The 17,731-nt window shown below is 71.7% G+C and carries 19 protein-coding genes and 1 pseudogene; 7 read left to right on the top strand and 13 right to left on the bottom strand.

Annotated features, from left to right (window positions below; all coding sequences use genetic code 11):
• Positions 1-7: 7 nt before the first annotated feature.
• The gene (locus ACVDFE_RS17890; RefSeq protein ID WP_458434352.1) at positions 8-1,411 is read right to left on the bottom strand and encodes an LVIVD repeat-containing protein; all 1,404 of its coding nucleotides are present in this window, start codon (positions 1,409-1,411) and stop codon (positions 8-10) included.
• Between the two features lie 227 nt (positions 1,412-1,638).
• Here ACVDFE_RS17890 and ACVDFE_RS17895 point away from each other — a divergent pair, with 227 nt between their 5' ends.
• Positions 1,639-2,241, top strand: coding sequence for a DUF305 domain-containing protein (locus tag ACVDFE_RS17895; RefSeq protein WP_360391736.1), 603 nt, complete (start codon positions 1,639-1,641; stop codon positions 2,239-2,241).
• A 24-nt stretch (positions 2,242-2,265) separates the two neighbouring features.
• Here the strand turns inward: ACVDFE_RS17895 and ACVDFE_RS17900 are convergent, their stop codons facing one another.
• Positions 2,266-2,598: an antibiotic biosynthesis monooxygenase family protein gene (locus ACVDFE_RS17900; protein WP_458431139.1), complete on the bottom strand. Its 333-nt coding sequence runs from the start codon at positions 2,596-2,598 to the stop codon at positions 2,266-2,268.
• A gap of 80 nt (positions 2,599-2,678) precedes the next feature.
• Here ACVDFE_RS17900 and ACVDFE_RS17905 point away from each other — a divergent pair, with 80 nt between their 5' ends.
• Positions 2,679-3,269, top strand: a complete 591-nt coding sequence (locus ACVDFE_RS17905; protein ID WP_360391732.1) for a TetR/AcrR family transcriptional regulator — start codon at positions 2,679-2,681, stop codon at positions 3,267-3,269.
• Here the strand turns inward: ACVDFE_RS17905 and ACVDFE_RS17910 are convergent.
• The 3 genes and pseudogenes from ACVDFE_RS17910 to ACVDFE_RS17920 all read right to left on the bottom strand — a co-directional run.
• Positions 3,262-4,071, bottom strand: a complete 810-nt coding sequence (locus ACVDFE_RS17910; protein WP_458431140.1) for an SDR family NAD(P)-dependent oxidoreductase — start codon at positions 4,069-4,071, stop codon at positions 3,262-3,264. The two genes, ACVDFE_RS17905 and ACVDFE_RS17910, sit on opposite strands and share 8 nt — an antisense overlap.
• Positions 4,068-4,496 carry an SDR family NAD(P)-dependent oxidoreductase gene (locus tag ACVDFE_RS17915; protein WP_458431141.1) on the bottom strand — a complete coding sequence of 143 codons (429 nt, stop codon included), beginning with the start codon at positions 4,494-4,496 and terminating at the stop codon, positions 4,068-4,070. Before ACVDFE_RS17915 ends, ACVDFE_RS17910 begins: the two co-directional genes overlap by 4 nt.
• Before the next feature lie 116 nt (positions 4,497-4,612).
• A pseudogene (locus ACVDFE_RS17920) lies at positions 4,613-4,966 on the bottom strand (SDR family NAD(P)-dependent oxidoreductase); the annotation flags it as partial.
• Positions 4,967-5,037: 71 nt separating this feature from the next.
• Here ACVDFE_RS17920 and ACVDFE_RS17925 point away from each other — a divergent pair.
• From ACVDFE_RS17925 to ACVDFE_RS17945, 5 genes are all read left to right on the top strand, one after another.
• Positions 5,038-5,949 (top strand): LysR family transcriptional regulator, encoded by a 912-nt coding sequence (locus tag ACVDFE_RS17925; protein ID WP_360391724.1) that lies wholly within the window; start codon positions 5,038-5,040, stop codon positions 5,947-5,949.
• A gap of 77 nt (positions 5,950-6,026) precedes the next feature.
• Entirely contained in the window at positions 6,027-6,920 is an 894-nt protein-coding gene (locus ACVDFE_RS17930; protein WP_458431142.1) for an ABC transporter ATP-binding protein, read from the top strand.
• On the top strand, positions 6,907-7,629 hold the full coding sequence (locus ACVDFE_RS17935) for an ABC transporter permease (RefSeq protein WP_458431143.1): 723 nt from the start codon (positions 6,907-6,909) through the stop codon (positions 7,627-7,629). Before ACVDFE_RS17930 ends, ACVDFE_RS17935 begins: the two co-directional genes overlap by 14 nt.
• A 3-nt stretch (positions 7,630-7,632) precedes the next feature.
• The gene (locus ACVDFE_RS17940) at positions 7,633-8,793 is read left to right on the top strand and encodes a sensor histidine kinase (protein ID WP_360391717.1); all 1,161 of its coding nucleotides are present in this window, start codon (positions 7,633-7,635) and stop codon (positions 8,791-8,793) included.
• Entirely contained in the window at positions 8,790-9,413 is a 624-nt protein-coding gene (locus tag ACVDFE_RS17945; protein ID WP_360391714.1) for a response regulator transcription factor, read from the top strand. The genes ACVDFE_RS17940 and ACVDFE_RS17945 overlap by 4 nt, the downstream gene beginning before the upstream one ends.
• 160 nt (positions 9,414-9,573) lie before the next feature.
• On the opposite strand, the gene ACVDFE_RS17950 is transcribed toward ACVDFE_RS17945, so the two are convergent.
• From ACVDFE_RS17950 to ACVDFE_RS17985, 8 genes are all read right to left on the bottom strand, one after another.
• On the bottom strand, positions 9,574-9,903 hold the full coding sequence (locus tag ACVDFE_RS17950) for an allophanate hydrolase-related protein (protein ID WP_458434353.1): 330 nt from the start codon (positions 9,901-9,903) through the stop codon (positions 9,574-9,576).
• A complete protein-coding gene (locus ACVDFE_RS17955; protein WP_458431144.1) occupies positions 9,788-10,864 on the bottom strand; it encodes an XdhC family protein in 1,077 nt (358 codons plus the stop codon). Before ACVDFE_RS17955 ends, ACVDFE_RS17950 begins: the two co-directional genes overlap by 116 nt.
• Positions 10,865-10,900: 36 nt before the next feature.
• Entirely contained in the window at positions 10,901-12,304 is a 1,404-nt protein-coding gene (locus tag ACVDFE_RS17960) for an NCS2 family permease (RefSeq protein WP_360391706.1), read from the bottom strand.
• Between the two features lie 104 nt (positions 12,305-12,408).
• A complete protein-coding gene (locus ACVDFE_RS17965) occupies positions 12,409-12,870 on the bottom strand; it encodes a nucleoside deaminase (RefSeq protein WP_360391703.1) in 462 nt (153 codons plus the stop codon).
• Between the two features lie 19 nt (positions 12,871-12,889).
• A complete protein-coding gene (locus tag ACVDFE_RS17970) occupies positions 12,890-15,076 on the bottom strand; it encodes a xanthine dehydrogenase family protein molybdopterin-binding subunit (RefSeq protein WP_458431145.1) in 2,187 nt (728 codons plus the stop codon).
• Positions 15,073-16,425: an 8-oxoguanine deaminase gene (locus ACVDFE_RS17975; protein WP_458431146.1), complete on the bottom strand. Its 1,353-nt coding sequence runs from the start codon at positions 16,423-16,425 to the stop codon at positions 15,073-15,075. Before ACVDFE_RS17975 ends, ACVDFE_RS17970 begins: the two co-directional genes overlap by 4 nt.
• Complete coding sequence (locus ACVDFE_RS17980) at positions 16,422-16,883, bottom strand: (2Fe-2S)-binding protein (RefSeq protein ID WP_360391693.1); 462 nt, start codon at positions 16,881-16,883, stop codon at positions 16,422-16,424. The genes ACVDFE_RS17975 and ACVDFE_RS17980 overlap by 4 nt, the downstream gene beginning before the upstream one ends.
• Complete coding sequence (locus ACVDFE_RS17985) at positions 16,874-17,731, bottom strand: FAD binding domain-containing protein (protein WP_458431147.1); 858 nt, start codon at positions 17,729-17,731, stop codon at positions 16,874-16,876. Before ACVDFE_RS17985 ends, ACVDFE_RS17980 begins: the two co-directional genes overlap by 10 nt.

Below are 17,731 nucleotides of genomic sequence, written 5' to 3' on the forward strand. Positions count from 1 at the left end.
GGAACCCCTACCCGCGGTAGAAGTTGCCCTGGGTCTGCACGTTCAGCTCGTCCGTGCGGAACAGCTTCGCCACGAACGTGCGCGGGTCGCGCATGTCGATGACGTCGAAGCCGCGGCCCATCTCCGAAGAGTAGATGTAGCCGTTGTACCAGTACGTGGACCACGTACCGCCGCCCGCGCCGTTCGGCATCGGGCCGCGCTCGAAGAAGCCGATCTCACGCGGCTTGGTCGAGTCGGTGAAGTCCCACACCGAGATGCCGCCCTGGTACCAGGACTGCACCATGATGTCCTTGCCGGGCACCGGGATCAGCGACCCGTTGTGCGCGACGCAGTTCTCGGTGTCGCCCTGCATGCGCGGGATCTTGTAGTAGGACTTGAAGACCAGCTTGCGGTTCTTGCCCTTGCCCACGATGTCGTAGATGCCGTTGGCACCGCGGTTCGGGCCGATCTTCTCGTTGCACGTCGCGGCGCCACCGCCACCGAGCTCGTCGGTGAAGACGACCTTGGTGCCGCTGTTGTTGAACGTGGCGGAGTGCCAGAACGCGAAGTGCGCGTCGTCCTGGACCCGGTTGATCTCGACCAGCTTCTCCCGGTCGGAGATGTCCCACAGCACGCCGTCACCCATGCACGCGCCGGCCGCGAGGTCGAGCTGCGGGTAGACGGTGATGTCGTGGCAACCGGTGGTGGCCGAGGTGTAGCCGTCCTCGATGGTGCCGGGGACGCCGGGGTTGGCGCCGTCCGGGAACACGACCTGGGCCTTGAGCAGCGCGGCCGCGGCCGGGTTCTTCACCGGGACCTTGACGATCGAGATGAGGTCGTGCGGCGGCTGGCAGTCGGGGAACGTCGCGTTCGGCGAGTAGGACGAGACGTAGAGGTACACGTCCTTCTTGTTCTTGCCCGGCACCATCGTGTGGGTGTGCGAGCCGCACGCGGTCTCGACGGCGGCGACGTAGCGCGGGGCGCTCTTGTCGCTGATGTCGAAGACCTTGATGCCCTCCCACGACTCCTTGATCGTCGCCGACTGGGCGACGCTGGAGCAGGAGTTGTCGCTGCGCGACGAGTCAGTCGACAGGAACAGCAGGTTCCCGTACACCGAGATGTCGTTCTGCGAGCCGGGGCACAGCACCTGCGACTTGATCGTCGGCTTCTTCGGGTTGCGGATGTCGTAGATGACGAAGCCGTTGTAGTTGCCGACGAACGCGTAGTTGTCCTGGAACGCGATGTCGGTCTGCGTCGAGTCGAGCGGAGCCTGCTTGTCCAGGTGGGCGACCGGGACCATGTTGCGGCTGCGGGAGATCTCGTCGACACCGGGGAGGCCGTCGACCGCTTCCGCCTGCGCTTCGAGTTGAGCCTCGGTCAGGCCCCTGCCGTCAGCGGGCAGGTCGGGCTCGGCGTACGCGGGCGCGGTCATCGTCGACAGCGTCAGCGCGAGCGCCCCCAGAACCGCCAACGGCGCTCTGCGCCGCCGGGCCGTTGCGCGTGAAGTCACTGCTTTACCCCCTCATCACAGGTTGGTGAGGGGGAGTATGACCCTTCGCCTTGCTAAAGGCCAGCGTCTTTCGGAGGGTTGTGGGGGTGTTCGTCCCCCTCGCGAAAAGCCGGGCAACGCCCGCCGCCGCGGACTGTATTGTCCGGTGCATGCGTTCTGGGCTCGTGGCGATCGTGGCGGCATTCGCCCTGCTGGCAGGCTGTACGTCGGAGCCGGAGCAGGCACCGGTCATCGCGCCGGACACCCCCGGCGGGTCGGCGCCGACCATCGCGGCGTCGGAGGCGACGGCCGCCGTCGTGCCGCCGCCCAACGACGCGGACCGCGAGTACGTGTCGATGATGATCGTGCACCACGAGCAGGCGCTGGCGATGACCAGGTTCGCGCCCGACCGCGCGGAGAACGCGACGGTGAAGGGCCTGGCCGACCGCATCCGGTACAGCCAGGAACCCGAGATCGGTGCCATGAAGCAGTGGCAGCGCACCAACAACATCGTCGGCTCGCACGGCGACCACGGGTCGATGCCCGGCATGGCCACGCAGGACCAGTTGACCGCGCTGGGGGCCGCACGCGGCAAGGACTTCGACCGGATGTTCCTGGAGTTGATGATCAAGCACCACGAGGGTGCGATCAAGATGGCCACCGACGTGCGCGCGGCCGGCCACAACGTCCAGGTCGAGGAGATGGCGGACGACGTGGTGGCCACGCAGTCCGACGAGATCAACCGGATGAGGGCCCTGCTGTCCACCCTGTGAGACGGTGCAGGGCTCGCTGCCCGGTCAGGACGCCTCGGTGCGCTGCCGCGGCAGCACCAGGTCCTCCGCGTGCGTGAACCGCTCGGGCTCGTTGCCCGTCACGAGGCGTGCGATCGTGCGGTGGCCCTTGTGCGCCTCGCGGAACGCGTCGGAGGCGATCCAGGCGTGGAAGGCGTCCTCGGACTCGAACTCGTTGACCGACACGTACGGCTGGTCGTCGCGCACCGGCTTGAGCAGCGTGCTGCGCAGCAGGCCGGGGACTCCGGGCCGGTGGGTGCGCATGGTGCCGCGGAAGTAGCGCTCGAACTCCTCGGACATGTCCGGGTTGACGAACATCCGGTTGGTCGCGATGAACATGCTGGCCTCCCTGATCCCGACGCTCTGTCGGGAACTATTCCAACACCCCGTCGGGAAAGCAAGCGCGATACGATCCACGGGTGCCGAGGATCAGCGCCGACACCGTTGCCGAGCACCGCGCCAACCGGTTGCGCGCCCTGCTGGACGCGGGGCGCGACATCGTGGCGTCCGAGGGCGCCGAGGCGCTGACGCTCGCGTCGCTGGCCAGGCGGGTGGGCCTGTCCCGGCCGAGCCTCTACGAGTACTTCCGCTCACGCGAGGAGCTGGTCGCCGCGATCGTGTCCGACGCGCTGCCCGAGTGGGCGGACAAGCTGGACGACGCGGTCAACAGCGCGGACAGCGTGCCCGCCAAGATCGAGGCGTACGTGCGGACCGAGCTCGCGATCATCACAGACGGCAGCCACGGCGCGGTCGTCGCGTTGTCCGCGCACGCGCTGCCGGACGCCTCGCGCGAGCAGATCAGGGCCGAGCACGAACGACTGCTGGCGCCGCTCGTGTCGGTGTTCAAGACCGCGGGGGTGCAGCGCGCGCAGCTGCGGGCGATGCTGGTGCACGCCATGGTCGAGGCCTCGTCGCGCATGATCACGCCGGGGCGGACCGAGCACAACGAGGCCGTCATCCAGACGTTGCTCGACCAGGCGGTGCACGGGTTGCACCAGCCGCTCAGCTGAACGGCACGACCTCGCCGTACCGCACCAGCTCCCCGTAATGCGCCGGCTCGACCGGACCCAGCGCCAGGTCGAGCAGCGGTCCGGCGGCCCGGTCCGGGGTGGGTGCGGCGCTGACGTCCCACCACAGCGCGGACGTCGGCGTGTTGATCATCCCGGGGCAGACCGCGGCGACCAGGACCCCGCGCGCCGCATCGGTGTCCCGGCGCAGGGCGGCCAGCGCCCGGACGGCGGCGACCTGGCCGATCTTCGACGGGATGTTGACGAACGCGGGCCACGCGCCGGGACGGCTCGCCTTCACGTCGTCGCGCCACCGGGCGATCTGCGCGTCGACCTCGTCCACTGTGGACGGGTCGGCGAACCGCCCGTGCAGCACGGGTGCCAGGTGGTGGAGGGTGCCGAGCGAGCTGGCGACCACGAGCAGCCGGCCGCCGTCGTTGAGCATCGGCGCGAAGGCGTTCAGCAACCTCGTGGTGCCGAAGTTGTTGACCTGCGTGTACTCGTCGATGATCGCGCGCGGGTCGTCGTCGGGGCCGATGCGCATGACGGCGTTGCCGAAGACGACGTCGATGCCGCCGTGGCGCTCCTGGACGCGTGCCGCGAACCGGTCGATCGGGCCCGCCACGTCGAGCACCTCGCCGCGGACCTCGGCCCCACCCGCGGGGACGGCCGCGACGGCGTCGGCGACCCGCGTGGCGTCGCGGCCGGTCAGGTAGACGGTGTCCCGCGGGGTCAGCCGCCGCGCCAGGCCTTCGGCGAGCGCGCGGCCGAGGCCCTGGGTGGCACCGGTGACGAGGGCGATCATGCCTTCGCCAGCAGGGTCTCGGAGTACGTCCACAGCCGGGCGGCGGCGTCCGGGTCGAGTGCGAAGCGGGCGACCCCGCGCATCGGTGGCGTCTCGTCGCGGTGGTCGGCGACGCGCGTCTCGGCGCAGTCGTCGAAGTAACGGCCGCCGATGCCCTCCAGCAACGGTGAGGTGGCCACGAAGACCGAGGTCGCCGCGCCCTGCTCGACCGTCTTGACGATGGCCGGGTCGACCTCGCTCTGACCGATGTGGCGTTGCAGGCCGGTGAGGACGGCACCGGGCATGACGGCGTTCGCGGTGATGCCGTCGGCCGCCCACCGGCGCGTCGCCTCGACCGCGAACAGGACGTTGGCGGTCTTGCTCTGGCCGTAGGCGCCCCACGGTTCGTAGGGGCGGAACGCGTAGTGGACGTCGTCGAACACCACGGGCGAGAGCATGTGGCCGCGCGAGGTGAGGGAGACGACGCGGGCGCCCCGGCGGCCCGCAGCGCGCCGTGCAGACCGGTGGCCAGGGCGAAGTGCCCGAGGTGGTTGGTGGCGAACTGCCACTCCCAGCCCTGCTCGGTGTGCCGCTCGGGGCTCGCCATGACACCGGCGTTGTTGACCAGGACGTGCAGCGGTCCGCTCCAGCTCCGCGCGAACTCCTCGACGGACACCAGGTCGGTCAGGTCGAGGCGGGCGACCCCGGCCGCGCCGACCTCCCTGGCGACCCGCTCCCCGGCGGCGACGTTGCGCACCGCGAGGGTCACCTCGGCGCCCGCTCCGGCCAGTGCGCGGGCGGTCTCGACGCCGATGCCGGACGACGCGCCGGTCACGACGACGCGCTTGCCGGTGAGGTCGATCCCGTCGACGACCTCGGCGGCGGTGGTGCTGAACCCGAACTCCGTTTCGATCACGCCCTCGACGCTAGGCTCGGCCCAGCCATGCCGGTAGCGAAAGTTCAGCAGACGGGGTATGCGTAAAAATCATGTCTTTGGCCAATGCGTCGCTGACCGCGCTGAGGGTGTTCCGCGAGGTGGCCGAACGCGGCACGCTGACGGCGGCGGCCACCGCGCTGGGGTACACGCAGTCCGCGGTGTCCCGGCAGATCGCGACCCTGGAGCGGGCGGCCGGTGCCGTGCTGCTGGAACGGCGGCACGACGGCGTGCGGCTCACCGCGGCCGGCCGGGTCGTGCTGCGCCGGGCCGCTGCCGCCCTGGACCAGGTCGACGCGGGTGCGCGCGAGCTGGAGGGCCTGCCGGCCTCCGGCGAGAGCACGGTGCGGCTCGGCTGGTTCGCGACGGCCGGGGCGTGGCTGCTCCCGCGGGCGCTGACGGCGCTGGCGCGCACCCACCCGTCGATCACGGTGGTGACGCGGGAGGGCAGCACGCCCGCGCTGGTGCGCGCGGTGCGGGCGGGCACCCTCGACGTCGCGCTGATCGCCTCGGCGCCGCCGTTCCGGGCCCCGGACGACGAGATCCCCGCGCTGGCCGTCGACACCCTCGTCGAACGCAGCCTGCGGGTCGCCGTCCCGACCACGCACCCGTTGGCGCGCAACGACTTCATCGACGTGGCCGACCTGCACGGACAGCGCTGGATCTCCGGGCCCGGTGACCCGTCGGTGATGGGCGTGTGGCCGGGGCTGCCCGAACGGCCCGTCGTCGCGCACACCGCCCGCGACTGGCTGGCGAAGCTGCAGCTGGTCGCGGCGGGCCTCGGCATCACGACGGTGCCCGCGTCGCTGGTCCAGGTCGCGCCCGCCGGGGTGCGGGTCCTGCCCGTGCGCGGTGGGCCCGCCGAACAGCGCCGGGTGCTGCTCGCCCGGCTGCCGGGACCGGTGCCGGACCCCGTCGCGCGCCTGGCGGCCGCGGTGCGCACCGCCTTCGTGGAGACCGAGTAGCGCATCGACCGATCGGTTGATGCCGGTGCCGCCCGTCGTTCGATGATCCCCGGCGCACGCTGCCCCATCGTGGTGGCATGGCGATCATCGAAGTGCGCGACATCGGGAAGAGGTACGGGCCGAAGGTCGCGGTGGACTCGGTGTCGTTCTCGGTGGCCGAGGGGGAGATCTTCGGCGTGCTCGGGCCGAACGGCGCGGGCAAGACGACGACGGTCGAGTGCGTGGCCGGGCTGCGGACACCGGACCGGGGGAGCGTGACCGTGCTGGGGCGGCCACCGGCGCACTCGCGTGCGGCGATCGGGGTGCAGCTGCAGGCCTCCGAGCTGCCCGAGCGGATCAGGGTCGGGGAGGCGCTGCGGCTGTTCTCGTCGTTCTACCCGAAGCCGGTCGACTGGTCGGAGCGGCTGGGGCTGACCGAGCACCTGACCGCGGAGTACGGGCGGCTCTCCGGCGGGCTGAAGCAGCGGCTGTCGATCGCGCTGGCGCTCGTCGGCGGGCCGCGGGTGGCGATCCTCGACGAGCTGACCACCGGGCTCGACCCGCAGGCACGGCGGGACACGTGGTCGGTGATCGAGGACGTGCGCGCCGCCGGCGTGACGGTCCTGCTCGTCACGCACTTCATGGAGGAAGCCGAGCGGTTGTGCGACCGCGTGGCCGTGATCCGCGACGGATGCGTTGCCGCACTGGACACCCCGGCCGGTCTCGTGTCGCGCGTGGACGGTTCGACGCGGGTGCGGTTCGTGCCCTCGGCGCCGGTGGACGTGCCGGCGCTGCTGGCGTTGCCGGACGTGGCCGGGGTGGACCTGGCGGGGGAGCAGGTGGTGGTCACCGGCGGCGAGAACGTGCTGGCGGCCGTGACGTCGTGGCTGGCGCGCAACCAGCTCGTGGCGCGGCGGCTGCGGGTGGACCAGGTGTCGCTGGACGACGCGTACGTGGAGCTGACCGGGGGTCGTGATGATGCGGATCGTTGAGGTCGAGGCGCGGTTGTTCCTGCGGGACCGGCTGAACTCGTTGTTCGCGGTGGTGTTCCCGTCGCTACTGCTGCTCGTGCTGGGGGCGGTTCCGGCGTTGCGGACGCCCGCGCCCGAGTTCGACGGGATGCGGTTCATCGACGCGTACATGTCGTCGTTGGTCGTGTTCACGTTGGCGTTCATCGGGTTGCAGCGCGTGCCCACGGTCGTGGCGACCTATCGGGAGAAAGGCGTGCTGCGGCGGCTGTCCACGACGCCGATGCACCCGGCGCGGTTGCTGGTGGGACAGCTGGTCGTGAACTCCTGCGCCGCGATCCTGTCGGTGCTGCTCACCATCGTGGTGGGGTACCTGGTGTTCGGCGTGGACCTGCCGCACCACCCGGTGGGCCTGGCGGCGGCGGTGGTGCTGGGTGGCGCGGGCACGTTCGCGCTGGGACTGGTGATCGCCGCACTGGCCCCGAACGCGCGTGCGGCCGGTGGCTGGGCGACGGCGGTGTTCATGCTGCTGATGTTCTTCGGCGGCGTGTACCTGCCGCGGTTCATGCTGCCCCCGGTCGTGCAGGCGATCGGTTCCTTCACACCGCCCGGTGTGGAGGCGTTGCACCAGGCGTGGCTCGGCACCGCGCCGGGGTGGGGGCATTTGGCGATCATGGGGCTCGTGGGCCTCGTGGCGGGTAGCGTCGCGGCCACGACGTTCCGCTGGGAGTAGCTCGTGGACCAGGCCGCGCTGGACAGGTGGGAGCACAGGCTCGCTTCCGTCGCACACGTGATCCCGTACTTCGTGCTGACCGTGACGACCGCGCTGTACGCGATCTTCACCGAGCAGCCGGTGGCGGAGCGCTGGTTCACGTACGGCGTCGTGGCGTTCGGGTACGCATGGATGCTGTGGTGGTTCACGCTGCACCCGCAGTGGCGCGGCCGGACCGAGCTGATGGCCGTGTTCGTGGCGGGCATGGTCGTCTTCTACGCGGTCCTCGGCATGCGCGAGCACTGGTTCGGCGCCGTGTCGTACGCGGTGTACGTCTTCGCGAGCGAGCTGCTGCGCCCGCGCTGGATGTTCCTCGCGACGGCGGGCACGGCCGTGCTGGCGACCCTGTCGTTGTTCGGCGGCTACCCGCCACCGGAGGCGCGGCCGGCGTTCTGGTTGCTGCTGCTCGTGTTCGTGGTGGTGGCGTCCGTGTTCACGTTCGTCGGCCACGTGACGACCGAGCAGGCCCGGCTGCGCAAGGTGCTCCTCGACGAGAACTCCGGGCTGCAGGCCCAGCTGCTGGTGCAGGCGCACGAGGCCGGCGTGCAGGACGAACGCCAGCGCATGGCCGGCGAGATCCACGACACCCTGGCCCAGGACCTGGCCGGGATCGTCACGCAGCTGTCCGCGGCCACCCCCGCGGACTGGGAACACCGCGTCACGACGGCGGTGTCGCTGGCGCGCTCCGGCCTCGACGAGGCCCGCCGCTCCGTCCACGCCCTGCGCCCGCCCGCGCTGGAGGAGGCCGCCCTGCCGGAGGCGCTGGGCGAGGTCGCGTCCGGCTGGTCGGTCCTGCACGGCGTCCCGGTGGCGGTGACCTGCACCGGTTCCGCCCGCGCCATGCACCCCGAGGTGGAGGTCGCCCTGCTGCGCACCGCCCAGGAAGCCCTCGCCAACGTCGCGAAGCACGCCTCGGCCTCGCGCGTCGGCCTGACCCTGTCGTACATGGAGGACGTGGTGACCCTGGACGTGCGCGACGACGGCATCGGCTTCGACCTCGCGGAGCCCTCCGCGGGGTTCGGCCTGACGGCGATGCGGCACCGGGTGTCGCGGCTGTCGGGCGACCTCGACGTGGAGTCGGAACCGGGTGCCGGTACCGCGATCTCGGCGCGGGTGCCCGCGTGATCCGCCTCGTCATCGTCGACGACCACCCCGTCGTCCGCGACGGGTTGCGCGGCATGCTGGCCTCGCCGTCGTTCGAGGTGGTCGGCGAGGCCGCGTCGGGGGACGAGGCCGTCGCCGTGGTGCGCGCGCTCTCGCCCGACGTGGTGCTGATGGACCTGCGGATGCCCGGTTCCGACGGGCTGTCCGCCATCGAACGCCTCCGCGGCCACCCCTGCCGCATCCTGGTGCTCACCACCTACGACACCGACCGCGACGTGCTGCCCGCCATCAAGGCCGGCGCCACCGGCTACCTGCTCAAGGACACCCCGCGCGACGAGCTGCACCGGGCGGTCGTGGCGGCGTCGGCGGGGGAGGCGGTGCTGTCGCCGGCGGTGGCGACGCGGTTGCTGGGGCAGGTGCGGGAGCCGGCGTCGGAGGCGTTGTCGGCGCGGGAGCTCGACGTGCTGGGCCTGGTCGCGCGCGGGTCGACGAACCGGGCGGTGGCGGCGGCGCTGTTCATCTCCGAGGCGACGGTGAAGACGCACCTGCTGCACGTCTACGCGAAGCTGGGGGTGTCGGACCGCGCGGCCGCTGTCGCCGTGGCGTACGAACGAGGGCTGCTGAGCAGCCGCGGGCGCTGACGCGGCGGAGCCGTCGCGGGTGCGGTCGGAAGAAGGTCGAGCGGTGGTGCCGGGTCTGGGTGGTGGTCAGACCCGGTCGAGCAGCGGCGTCGCCGTCCCCCCGCGGCGGAACCACCGTCGGTGGTCCCGCCGCCTGCGGCAACTCCCCCTTGCCACTCCCTCACCCCTCGACGTGTAAGAAGGCCCGCCAGTCGCCGAGATACGAGATGTCCTCGATGTCACCCGATCGGAGCAACGGGTCGACGACCGCGTCGCGCAGCACGGTGGCCAGGGCGGCGCTGCCGTCCTCCAGCTCGATGACGCCGATCTCCAGCTCCGGCGGTTCCGCGGGGACGAGGTGGTCGCGCAGGACCTTCAGCGGCAGGTCGTAGAGCTCACCGACCACCGCCGCCGTGCCCGACTCGTGCATGGCGGGGAACGTCCCCCGCACCGAGAAGTACCGGTACCTCGGGGCACTGCGGGCTCGGCACACCATCGGCGTGCCCTGCAGCTGGGAGTGCAGCGGGCCGCCCCGCATGCCGCCGCCGTTGAGGAAGATCAGCGCCATCTCGCTCCTCGTGGATGGGGGTGGTCAGGTCGGACAGGGGCGCGCCGGTGCCGCCGTGGCGCAGGGCCACCAGCTCGGCCGCGATGGACACCGCGGTCTCGGCCGGGGTGCGGCCGCCCAGGTCGAGACCGACCGGGGACCGCAGTCGGGCCAGCGCCGCGGCGGGAACACCGGCCTCGCGCAGGCGGTCGAGGCGTTCCAGGTGCGTGCGACGGGAACCCAGCGCGCCGACGAACGCGAGCGGGCGGGACAGGGCCTCGGTCAGCACCGGGACGTCGAACTTCGGGTCGTGGGTCAGCACGACCACAGCGGTGGTCGCGTCGGTGCGGGTCGAGGCGAGGTAGCGGTGCGGCCAGTCGACGACGACCTCGTGCGCCGCGGGGAAGCGCTCGGGGGTCGCGAAGACGGGGCGGGCGTCGCACACGGTGACGTGGAAACCGAGGAACCGGCCGATCTCGGCCACGGCGGCGGCGTGGTCGATGGCGCCGAACACCAGCAGCCGGGGCGGCGGCAGCCAGGTCTCGGTGAACACGCGGTCCTCGAACGAGAACCGCACCGACACCGGCAGGGCGTCCACCGAGGCCTGGAGCGCTGCCCGCAACGACGGGTTGTCGCGCTGCACCAGGACGTCCAGCGAGCCGCCGCACGTCAGACCGGCCGCGAACGCCGTGTCGTCGGAGTACCCGAACGTGGCGAACGCGGGAACGGACGTCCTCAGCACCTCGCACGCCAGCTCGTAGACCTCGGCCTCCACGCAGCCGCCGGACACGCTGCCGGCGACCTCGCCGGACGGGCCGACGGCCAGCGCGGCGCCGACCGGACGGGGCGCGCTGCCCCGCACGGCCACCACCGAGGCGACCGCGAACCGGTCCCACGACAGCAAAGTCGAAGCGAGCTCACGCATCGAACCTCCCCACACGGTCGCCCGGCCGCCCGAGCGTCACTTGCCGGTGATCACGTCCACGCCGAAGTACACGGCGAACATCAGCGCGAGACCGGTCATCAGCCAGCCCGGCCAGCGGCCCTTGCAGATGCGCAGCACCACGTAGGACACGAGGCCGGCGCCGATGCCGTTGGTGATCGAGTAGGTGAACGGGATGACCGCGACGGTCAGGAACACCGGGATGGTGAAGTCCGCCTCCTGCCAGGGGATGCGGCGGATCTGGGTCATCATCAGCCCGCCGATCACCACCAGCGCCGGTGCCGCGGCCTGGGCGGGCACCACGGTCGCCAGCGGCGTGAACAGCAGTGCCACCAGGAACAGCCCGCCGGTGACCACCGAGGCCAGGCCGGTCCTGGCGCCTTCGCCGACGCCCGCCGCCGACTCCAGGAATACCGTGTTCGGTGCCGATCCCGTGACACCACCGGCGATCGCGCCGGCGCCGTCGACCACGAGGATCCTGCCCATCCCCTCCACGCGGCCGTCACGGGTGAGGCCCGCCTCGTCCGCCACCGACGTGATGGTGCCCATGGCGTCGAAGAAACCGGACAGCACCAGCGTGAACAGGAAGATCGTCGCCGCGATCACGCCCGCCGACACGAACCCGCCGAACAGGTCGATCCGGCCGAACAGCCCGAAGTCCGGGTGCCCGACGACCGACGAGGGCAGCCTCGGTGTCACGAGTCCCCAGTTCGGCACGGTGAACGCGGAGTTCACGACGACCGCCACGACCGTCGCCACCACGATGCTGATCAGCACCGCGCCGGGCACCCCGCGGGCCATCAGCACGATCATCAGCAGCAGCCCGAGGCAGAAGATCGCGATCGGCCAGCCGCTGAGGTGGCCGTCGACGCCCATCCGCACGGGCACGGTCGAGCCGGCGGCGTCCGGCGTGCGGGTCACGAACCCCGCGGACACCAGTCCCACCAGCGCGATGTAGAGCCCGATGCCCACGGTGATCGCGATCTTCAACGGTTCCGGGATCGCGTTGATGATCCGCTCGCGGACACCGGAGGCCGCCATGACCACGATGCACACGCCCTCCAGCACCACCAGCCCGAAGGCCTGCGCCCACGTCATGGCCGGTGCCATCTGGAACGCCACCACGCCGTTCACGCCGAGGCCGGCCGCGATCGCCAGCGGTGCGTTGCCGACCAGTCCCATTAGGACGGTCATCACACCGGCGGCGAGCGCGGTGGCCGTGGTGATCTCGGCGGTGGTGAGCTTGGCGCCGGTGATGTCGGCGGAGGCACCGAGGATCAGCGGGTTGAGCAGGACGATGTACGACATCGCGACGAACGTCGTGATGCCACCGCGGACCTCGCGACTGACCGTGCTGCCGCGTTCGGTGATGCGGAAGAACTGGTCGAAGGCGGACGACTGCCGCGTCCGTAACTGGGTCATGACGGCCTTTCCCATGCCGGTGGGCGCGTTCCAGCGCCGGAACGCAATTGAGCGATGCAAGCTCCGGTCAGCGAATAGCAGGCTTGTGGCCCTGGTGGTCGAGCTCAGTAGTCGATTCGGGTCGCGAGTGACGTCCAGGCGGTGAACGGGGCGGTGTCCTCGCCCGTGGAGATCTGGTGCACCGGCAGGTCCCACTCGTCGCGGGACCTGCTGAACAGCTCGTAGAACTCGCGGTCGTCGAACCCGGCCGCGGCGGCGTCGTCCCGGTCTGCGGCGTACACGACGCGGTCCACGCGGGCCCACAGAGCAGCGGACAGGCACAGCGGGCACGGTTCGCACGACGAGATCAGCGTGCAGCCGGTGAGCTTGAAGTCGCCGAGCACCCGGCAGGCCGCGCGGATCGCGACGACCTCGGCGTGGGCGGTGGGGTCGAGCGTGGGCGTGACCTGGTTGACGCCGGTGGCGACGACCTGGCCGGCGCGGACGATCATCGCGCCGAACGGGCCACCGCCGGCGGCCACGTTGCGGGTGGCCAGGTCGATGGTGGCGAGCAGATGTGCGTTCACAGCAACGAACTCCAGGAACTCAGGTACCGGTGAGGTGTTCCGGGCGGACCGGGACGCGGGTGAGCGCCAGGCCGGTCGCCGCGCGGATCGCCGCCACGATCGCCGGGGTCGACGAGATGGTGGGCGGTTCGCCGACTCCCCGGATGCCGTACGGGGCGTGGGGGTCGGCCAGTTCGAGCACGTCAATGCTCATCGGGGGCATGTCGAGCACGGTCGGGATGAGGTAGTCGGTGAACGACGGGTTGCGCACCTTGCCGCCGGAGGTCTGGATCTCCTCCATCACGGCGAGGCCGAGGCCCTGCGCGGACCCGCCCTGGATCTGCCCGACGACGGCCTGCGGGTTGAGCGCCTTGCCGACGTCCTGGGCGCAGTCCAGTGCCACCACGCGCACGAGTCCGAGCTCGACGTCCACGTCCACGACGGCGCGGTGGGCGGCGAACCCGTACTGCACGTGCGCGTTGCCCTGGCCGGTCTCGGGGTCGAGCGGTTCGGTGGCGCGGTGCCGCCACTCGACCGTCTCGTCGATGACCTCGTCGCCGATGTCCGCGCGGTCGCCGAGCCTGTCGCGCACGGCCAGGCACGCGGCACGGACCGCGCCCCCGGTCACGTACGTCTGGCGGGACGCGGACGTGGAACCGCCGTTGCCGATCGTGGTGTCCATCGGCAGCACGGTCACGGTCTCGATGCCGAGCTCGGTCCGCACGATCTGCTGCATGATCGTCACCAGGCCCTGGCCGACCTCGCACGCCGCGGTGTGCACGGCGGCGACCAGCGAACCGTTCACCATCGAGACGCGCACCCGCGCGGTCGAGTAGTCGTCGTAGCCCTCGGAGAAGCAGATGTTCTTGATGCCGACGGCGTAACCGACGCCGCGCACGACGCCCTCGCCGTGCGTGGTGTTCGAGACACCGCCGGGCAGCTCGCGGATGTCGGCCGACCTCCCGGCCGGCAACGGCTTGTCCTGCACCAGCTTCAGCAGCTGCGCGACCGGTGCCGCCGAGTCGACGACCTGCCCGGTCGGCATCACCGAACCCTCGGTCATCGCGTTGCGCACGCGGATGTCGACCGGCGACATCCCCAGCGCCTCTGCCAGTTTGTCCATCTGGGACTCGTAGGCGAAACCCGCCTGCACGGCACCGAACCCGCGCATCGCACCGCAGGGCGGGTTGTTCGTGTAGACGCCGTACGCGTCGACCGTCACGTTGTCGACCTCGTACGGACCGACGCCCAGCGTCGCCGCGTTGGCCACGACAGCGGGGGTCGAGGAGGCGTACGCGCCGCCGTCGAGGTACATCTTCGTGCGGACGTAGACCAGCTTGCCGGTGCGGTCGGCGCCGTGCTCGTAGTACAGCACGGCCGGGTGCCGGTGCACGTGCCCGTAGAACGACTCCTCGCGGTTGTAGACCATCTTGACCGGCTTGCCGGTGTGCAACGCGAGCAGGCACGCGTGCACCTGCATCGACAGGTCCTCGCGGCCACCGAACGCGCCACCGACGCCGGACAGCGTCAGCCGCACCTGTTCCTCGGGCAGTCCCAGCGCGGACGCGATCTGCGCGCGGTCGACGTGCAGCCACTGCGTCGCGATGTACAGGTCGACCGAGCCGTCGGCCGCCGGCACCGCGAGCCCGGACTCCGGCCCGAGGAACGCCTGGTCCTGCATGCCGACCTCGTACCGACCGGTGACCACGACGTCCGCGGTGACGTCCTGCGCGCCGCGCCGGATCGGCACGTGCCGCACGAGGTTCCCGCCGGGGTGCAGCGGGGTGTCGTCGACCGCGGTCTCCATGTCCACCACGGGTTCCAGCACGTCGTAGGTGACGACGATCTTCTTCATCGCCCGCAGCGCGGTCTCCGGGTGGTCCGCGCCGACCAGCGCGACCGGTTCACCCTGGTAGCGCACGACGTCCACGGCCAGCACCGGCTGGTCCTTGTGCTCCAGCCCGTACAGGTTGCGGCCCGGCACGTCCGAGTGCGTGAGCACCGCGTACACGCCCGGCACCTTCAAGGCCTCGGTGAGGTCCACCGACGTGATGCGGGCGTACGGGTGCGGTGAGCGCAGGGTCGCGCCCCAGATCATGTCCTCGTGCCACAGGTCCGACGCGTACGCGAACTCGCCGCGCACCTTGAGGTTGCCGTCCGGGCGTTGCGGTGACGTGCCGATGCCACCCGAGACCGCGGAGGTGAGCTCGGTGGGGGTGAGGGTCATCGCGCTGCCTCCTGGAGCTTGGTGCCGGCCGCGGAGAGGTCCCGCGCCAGCTCGTCGGTCGACGCCGTGAGCAGGACCCCGTCCCGCACCACGACCTCTCCGCCCACGACCAGCAGTTTCACCGGCGGCGGCGGGCCCAGCACCAGTGCCGCCACCGGGTCCGCGATGCCCGCGTGGTCCAGTCCGGACAGGTCCCACACCGCGAGGTCCGCCACCTTGCCCGGTTCGATCGAACCCAGCGCGCCGGCCCTGCCGAGCACCTGCGCGCCGCCCATCGTGCCCATCCACAACGCCTTGCGGGCGTCGAGCGCACCCGGCCCGCCGCGCTGCCGTGCCTGGTAGAGCGCCGACCGCAGCTCGACGACCAGGCCACCGTCCTCGTTGGACGCCGCGCCGTCGACCCCGAGACCGACCGGCGCACCCGCGTCGAGCAGGTCCCGCACCGGCGCGATGCCGGTGCCCAGCCGGCCGTTGGACGTCGGGCAGTGCGCCGACCCCGTCGAGGTCGCGCCCAGCCGCTTCACCGCGTCGGCGTTGAGGTGCACGGTGTGCGCGAGCCACACGTCCGGTCCCAGCCAGCCGAGCTGCTCGGCGTACTCGGTCGGCGTGCAGCCGTTCTCCGCCAGGCACTGCTCTTCCTCGTCCAGCGTCTCGGCGAGGTGCGTGTGCAGCCGGACGCCGTGCCGTCGCGCCATCTCGGCCGCCCCGGTCATCAGCTCCTTGGACACCGAGAACGGCGAGCACGGCCCCACGGCCACGCGGACCAGCGCGTCGTCCGCGGTCGAGTGGTAGGCGCCGATCGCGCGTTCCGTGGCGGCCAACGCGGCCTCGGTCTCCTCGACCAGGTTGTCCGGCGGCAGGCCACCGGAGGACTCGCCCCGGTCCATCGACCCGCGGACCGCCTCCAGCCGGATGCCGATCCGCCGCCCCGCCGACACCAGCGCGTCGAACACGTCCCCGCCACCGGAGGGGAAGACGTAGTGGTGGTCGGCGGCGAGCGTGCAGCCGGTCAGCGCCAGCTTCGCGAGCCCGGCCGACGCCGCCGCGTGCGTCACGGTGTCGTCCAGCCCGCGCCACACCGGGTAGAGCGCGGTCAGCCACTCGAACAGCGTCGCGTCGGTCGCGAGGCCCCGCGTCGCCCACTGGTACAGGTGGTGGTGGGTGTTGATCAGACCCGGTGTGACCAGGCACGACGACGCGTCTACGTACGTGTGCGGCTCAGCCGGCCGCGGTGCGGGACCGGAGCCGACGGCCTTGATCCGCCCGTTCTCGACGACGACGTGCCCGGACGCGTGCTCGGTCCCGGCCTCGTCCACAGTGGACACCGCGCAGCGGTCCAGGACGATCATCGGCGGGCCGCCGCGAGCCGCACGGCGTCCAGGATCTTCTCGTACCCCGTGCAGCGGCACAGGTTCCCGGCCAGCGCCTCCCGGATCTCCGGGTCGGACGGGTTCGGCACCCGGTCGAGCAGGTCGTGCGCCTGGACCACGAGACCGGGCGTGCAGAACCCGCACTGCACCGCGCCCGCCTCGACGAACGCCTCCTGCACCGGGTCGAGCCGGTCACCGTCGGCGAGGCCCTCGACCGTGCGCACCTCCCGGTCCTGCGCCTGTCCGGCCGCGACCAGGCACGCGCACACCGGCGCGCCGTCCAGGTACACCGTGCACGAACCGCACTCACCCTGCTCGCAGGCGTTCTTCGAGCCGGGCAGCCCGAGGCGCTCGCGCAGCAGGAACAGCAGCGACTCGCCCTCCCACACGTCGTCGGCCTGGCGCTGCTCGCCGTTGACCGTCAGGTTCACGCGCATGCCTGTTCCCCGTCCAAGAGTTCCTGCCACACCCAGCCCAGCGTCCTGCGTGCCAGCACGGCCAGCGCGTGCCTGCGGTACTCCGCCGACCCGCGCACGTCGTCGATCGGCGCGGCCGCCGTCGCCACCAGCTCCCCGAACCGCCGCTTCACCGAGTCCAGCAGTGGCGCCGGAGAGGAGAAGTCCAGCTCGGCGGCCAGGAACTCCTCCGCCTCGTGCGCCCGCCGCGGTGTCGGCGCCGCCGACCCGACCGCGGCGCCGGCCCGGTTCTCCGCCGGGAACAGCGAGATCGCGAACGAGCACACCGCGATCACCATGGCGTTGCGCGTGCCGACCTTGGAGAACTGCTGCGGCCCCTGCGCGGGTGCCAGGTGCACGGCCACGATCAGCTCGTCCGGCTCCAGCGCGTTCCGCTTGACCCCCAGGTAGAACTCGGCGGCCGGGATCATCCGCGTGCCGCGCGCGGAGGCCACTTCGACCACCGCGTCCGACGCCAGCAGCACCGGGTGCGTGTCCCCGGCGGGCGAGGCGGCGCCCAGGTTGCCGCCGACCGTGCCGCGGTTGCGGATCTGCGGCGAACCGACGGTCCGCGACGCCATCGCGAGCCCGGGGTGCGTGGTCCCGAGCTCGTCGATGATCCGCGCGTACGGCACCCCGGAGCCGATCCGCGCCTCGGTGACCGTGCGCAGCTCCTCGACGCGCGTCAGGTCGAGCAGCGCGGCCGGTCTGCGGTGGTCGAAGTTCAGTTCCACCATCACGTCCGTGCCACCGGCGATCGGCACGGCGTCGGGGCGCGCGGCCTTCAGTTCCAGCGCTTCGGCGAGCGTGGCCGGTCGGAGGAAGTCCAT

Source organism: Lentzea chajnantorensis, assembly GCF_054300775.1.

What these genes read in the sequence shown, in the direction of transcription:
- ACVDFE_RS17890 (WP_458434352.1), bottom strand. Translation starts at nt 1,411, where the DNA reads ATGACCGCGCCCGCGTACGCCGAGCCCGACCTGCCCGCTGACGGCAGG.
- ACVDFE_RS17895 (WP_360391736.1), top strand. Translation starts at nt 1,639, where the DNA reads ATGCGTTCTGGGCTCGTGGCGATCGTGGCGGCATTCGCCCTGCTGGCA.
- ACVDFE_RS17900 (WP_458431139.1), bottom strand. Translation starts at nt 2,598, where the DNA reads ATGTTCATCGCGACCAACCGGATGTTCGTCAACCCGGACATGTCCGAG.
- ACVDFE_RS17910 (WP_458431140.1), bottom strand. Translation starts at nt 4,071, where the DNA reads ATGATCGCCCTCGTCACCGGTGCCACCCAGGGCCTCGGCCGCGCGCTC.
- ACVDFE_RS17925 (WP_360391724.1), top strand. Translation starts at nt 5,038, where the DNA reads ATGTCTTTGGCCAATGCGTCGCTGACCGCGCTGAGGGTGTTCCGCGAG.
- ACVDFE_RS17930 (WP_458431142.1), top strand. Translation starts at nt 6,027, where the DNA reads ATGGCGATCATCGAAGTGCGCGACATCGGGAAGAGGTACGGGCCGAAG.
- ACVDFE_RS17935 (WP_458431143.1), top strand. Translation starts at nt 6,907, where the DNA reads ATGCGGATCGTTGAGGTCGAGGCGCGGTTGTTCCTGCGGGACCGGCTG.
- ACVDFE_RS17955 (WP_458431144.1), bottom strand. Translation starts at nt 10,864, where the DNA reads ATGCGTGAGCTCGCTTCGACTTTGCTGTCGTGGGACCGGTTCGCGGTC.
- ACVDFE_RS17960 (WP_360391706.1), bottom strand. Translation starts at nt 12,304, where the DNA reads ATGACCCAGTTACGGACGCGGCAGTCGTCCGCCTTCGACCAGTTCTTC.
- ACVDFE_RS17970 (WP_458431145.1), bottom strand. Translation starts at nt 15,076, where the DNA reads ATGACCCTCACCCCCACCGAGCTCACCTCCGCGGTCTCGGGTGGCATC.
- ACVDFE_RS17975 (WP_458431146.1), bottom strand. Translation starts at nt 16,425, where the DNA reads ATGATCGTCCTGGACCGCTGCGCGGTGTCCACTGTGGACGAGGCCGGG.
- ACVDFE_RS17980 (WP_360391693.1), bottom strand. Translation starts at nt 16,883, where the DNA reads ATGCGCGTGAACCTGACGGTCAACGGCGAGCAGCGCCAGGCCGACGAC.
- ACVDFE_RS17985 (WP_458431147.1), bottom strand. Translation starts at nt 17,731, where the DNA reads ATGGACTTCCTCCGACCGGCCACGCTCGCCGAAGCGCTGGAACTGAAG.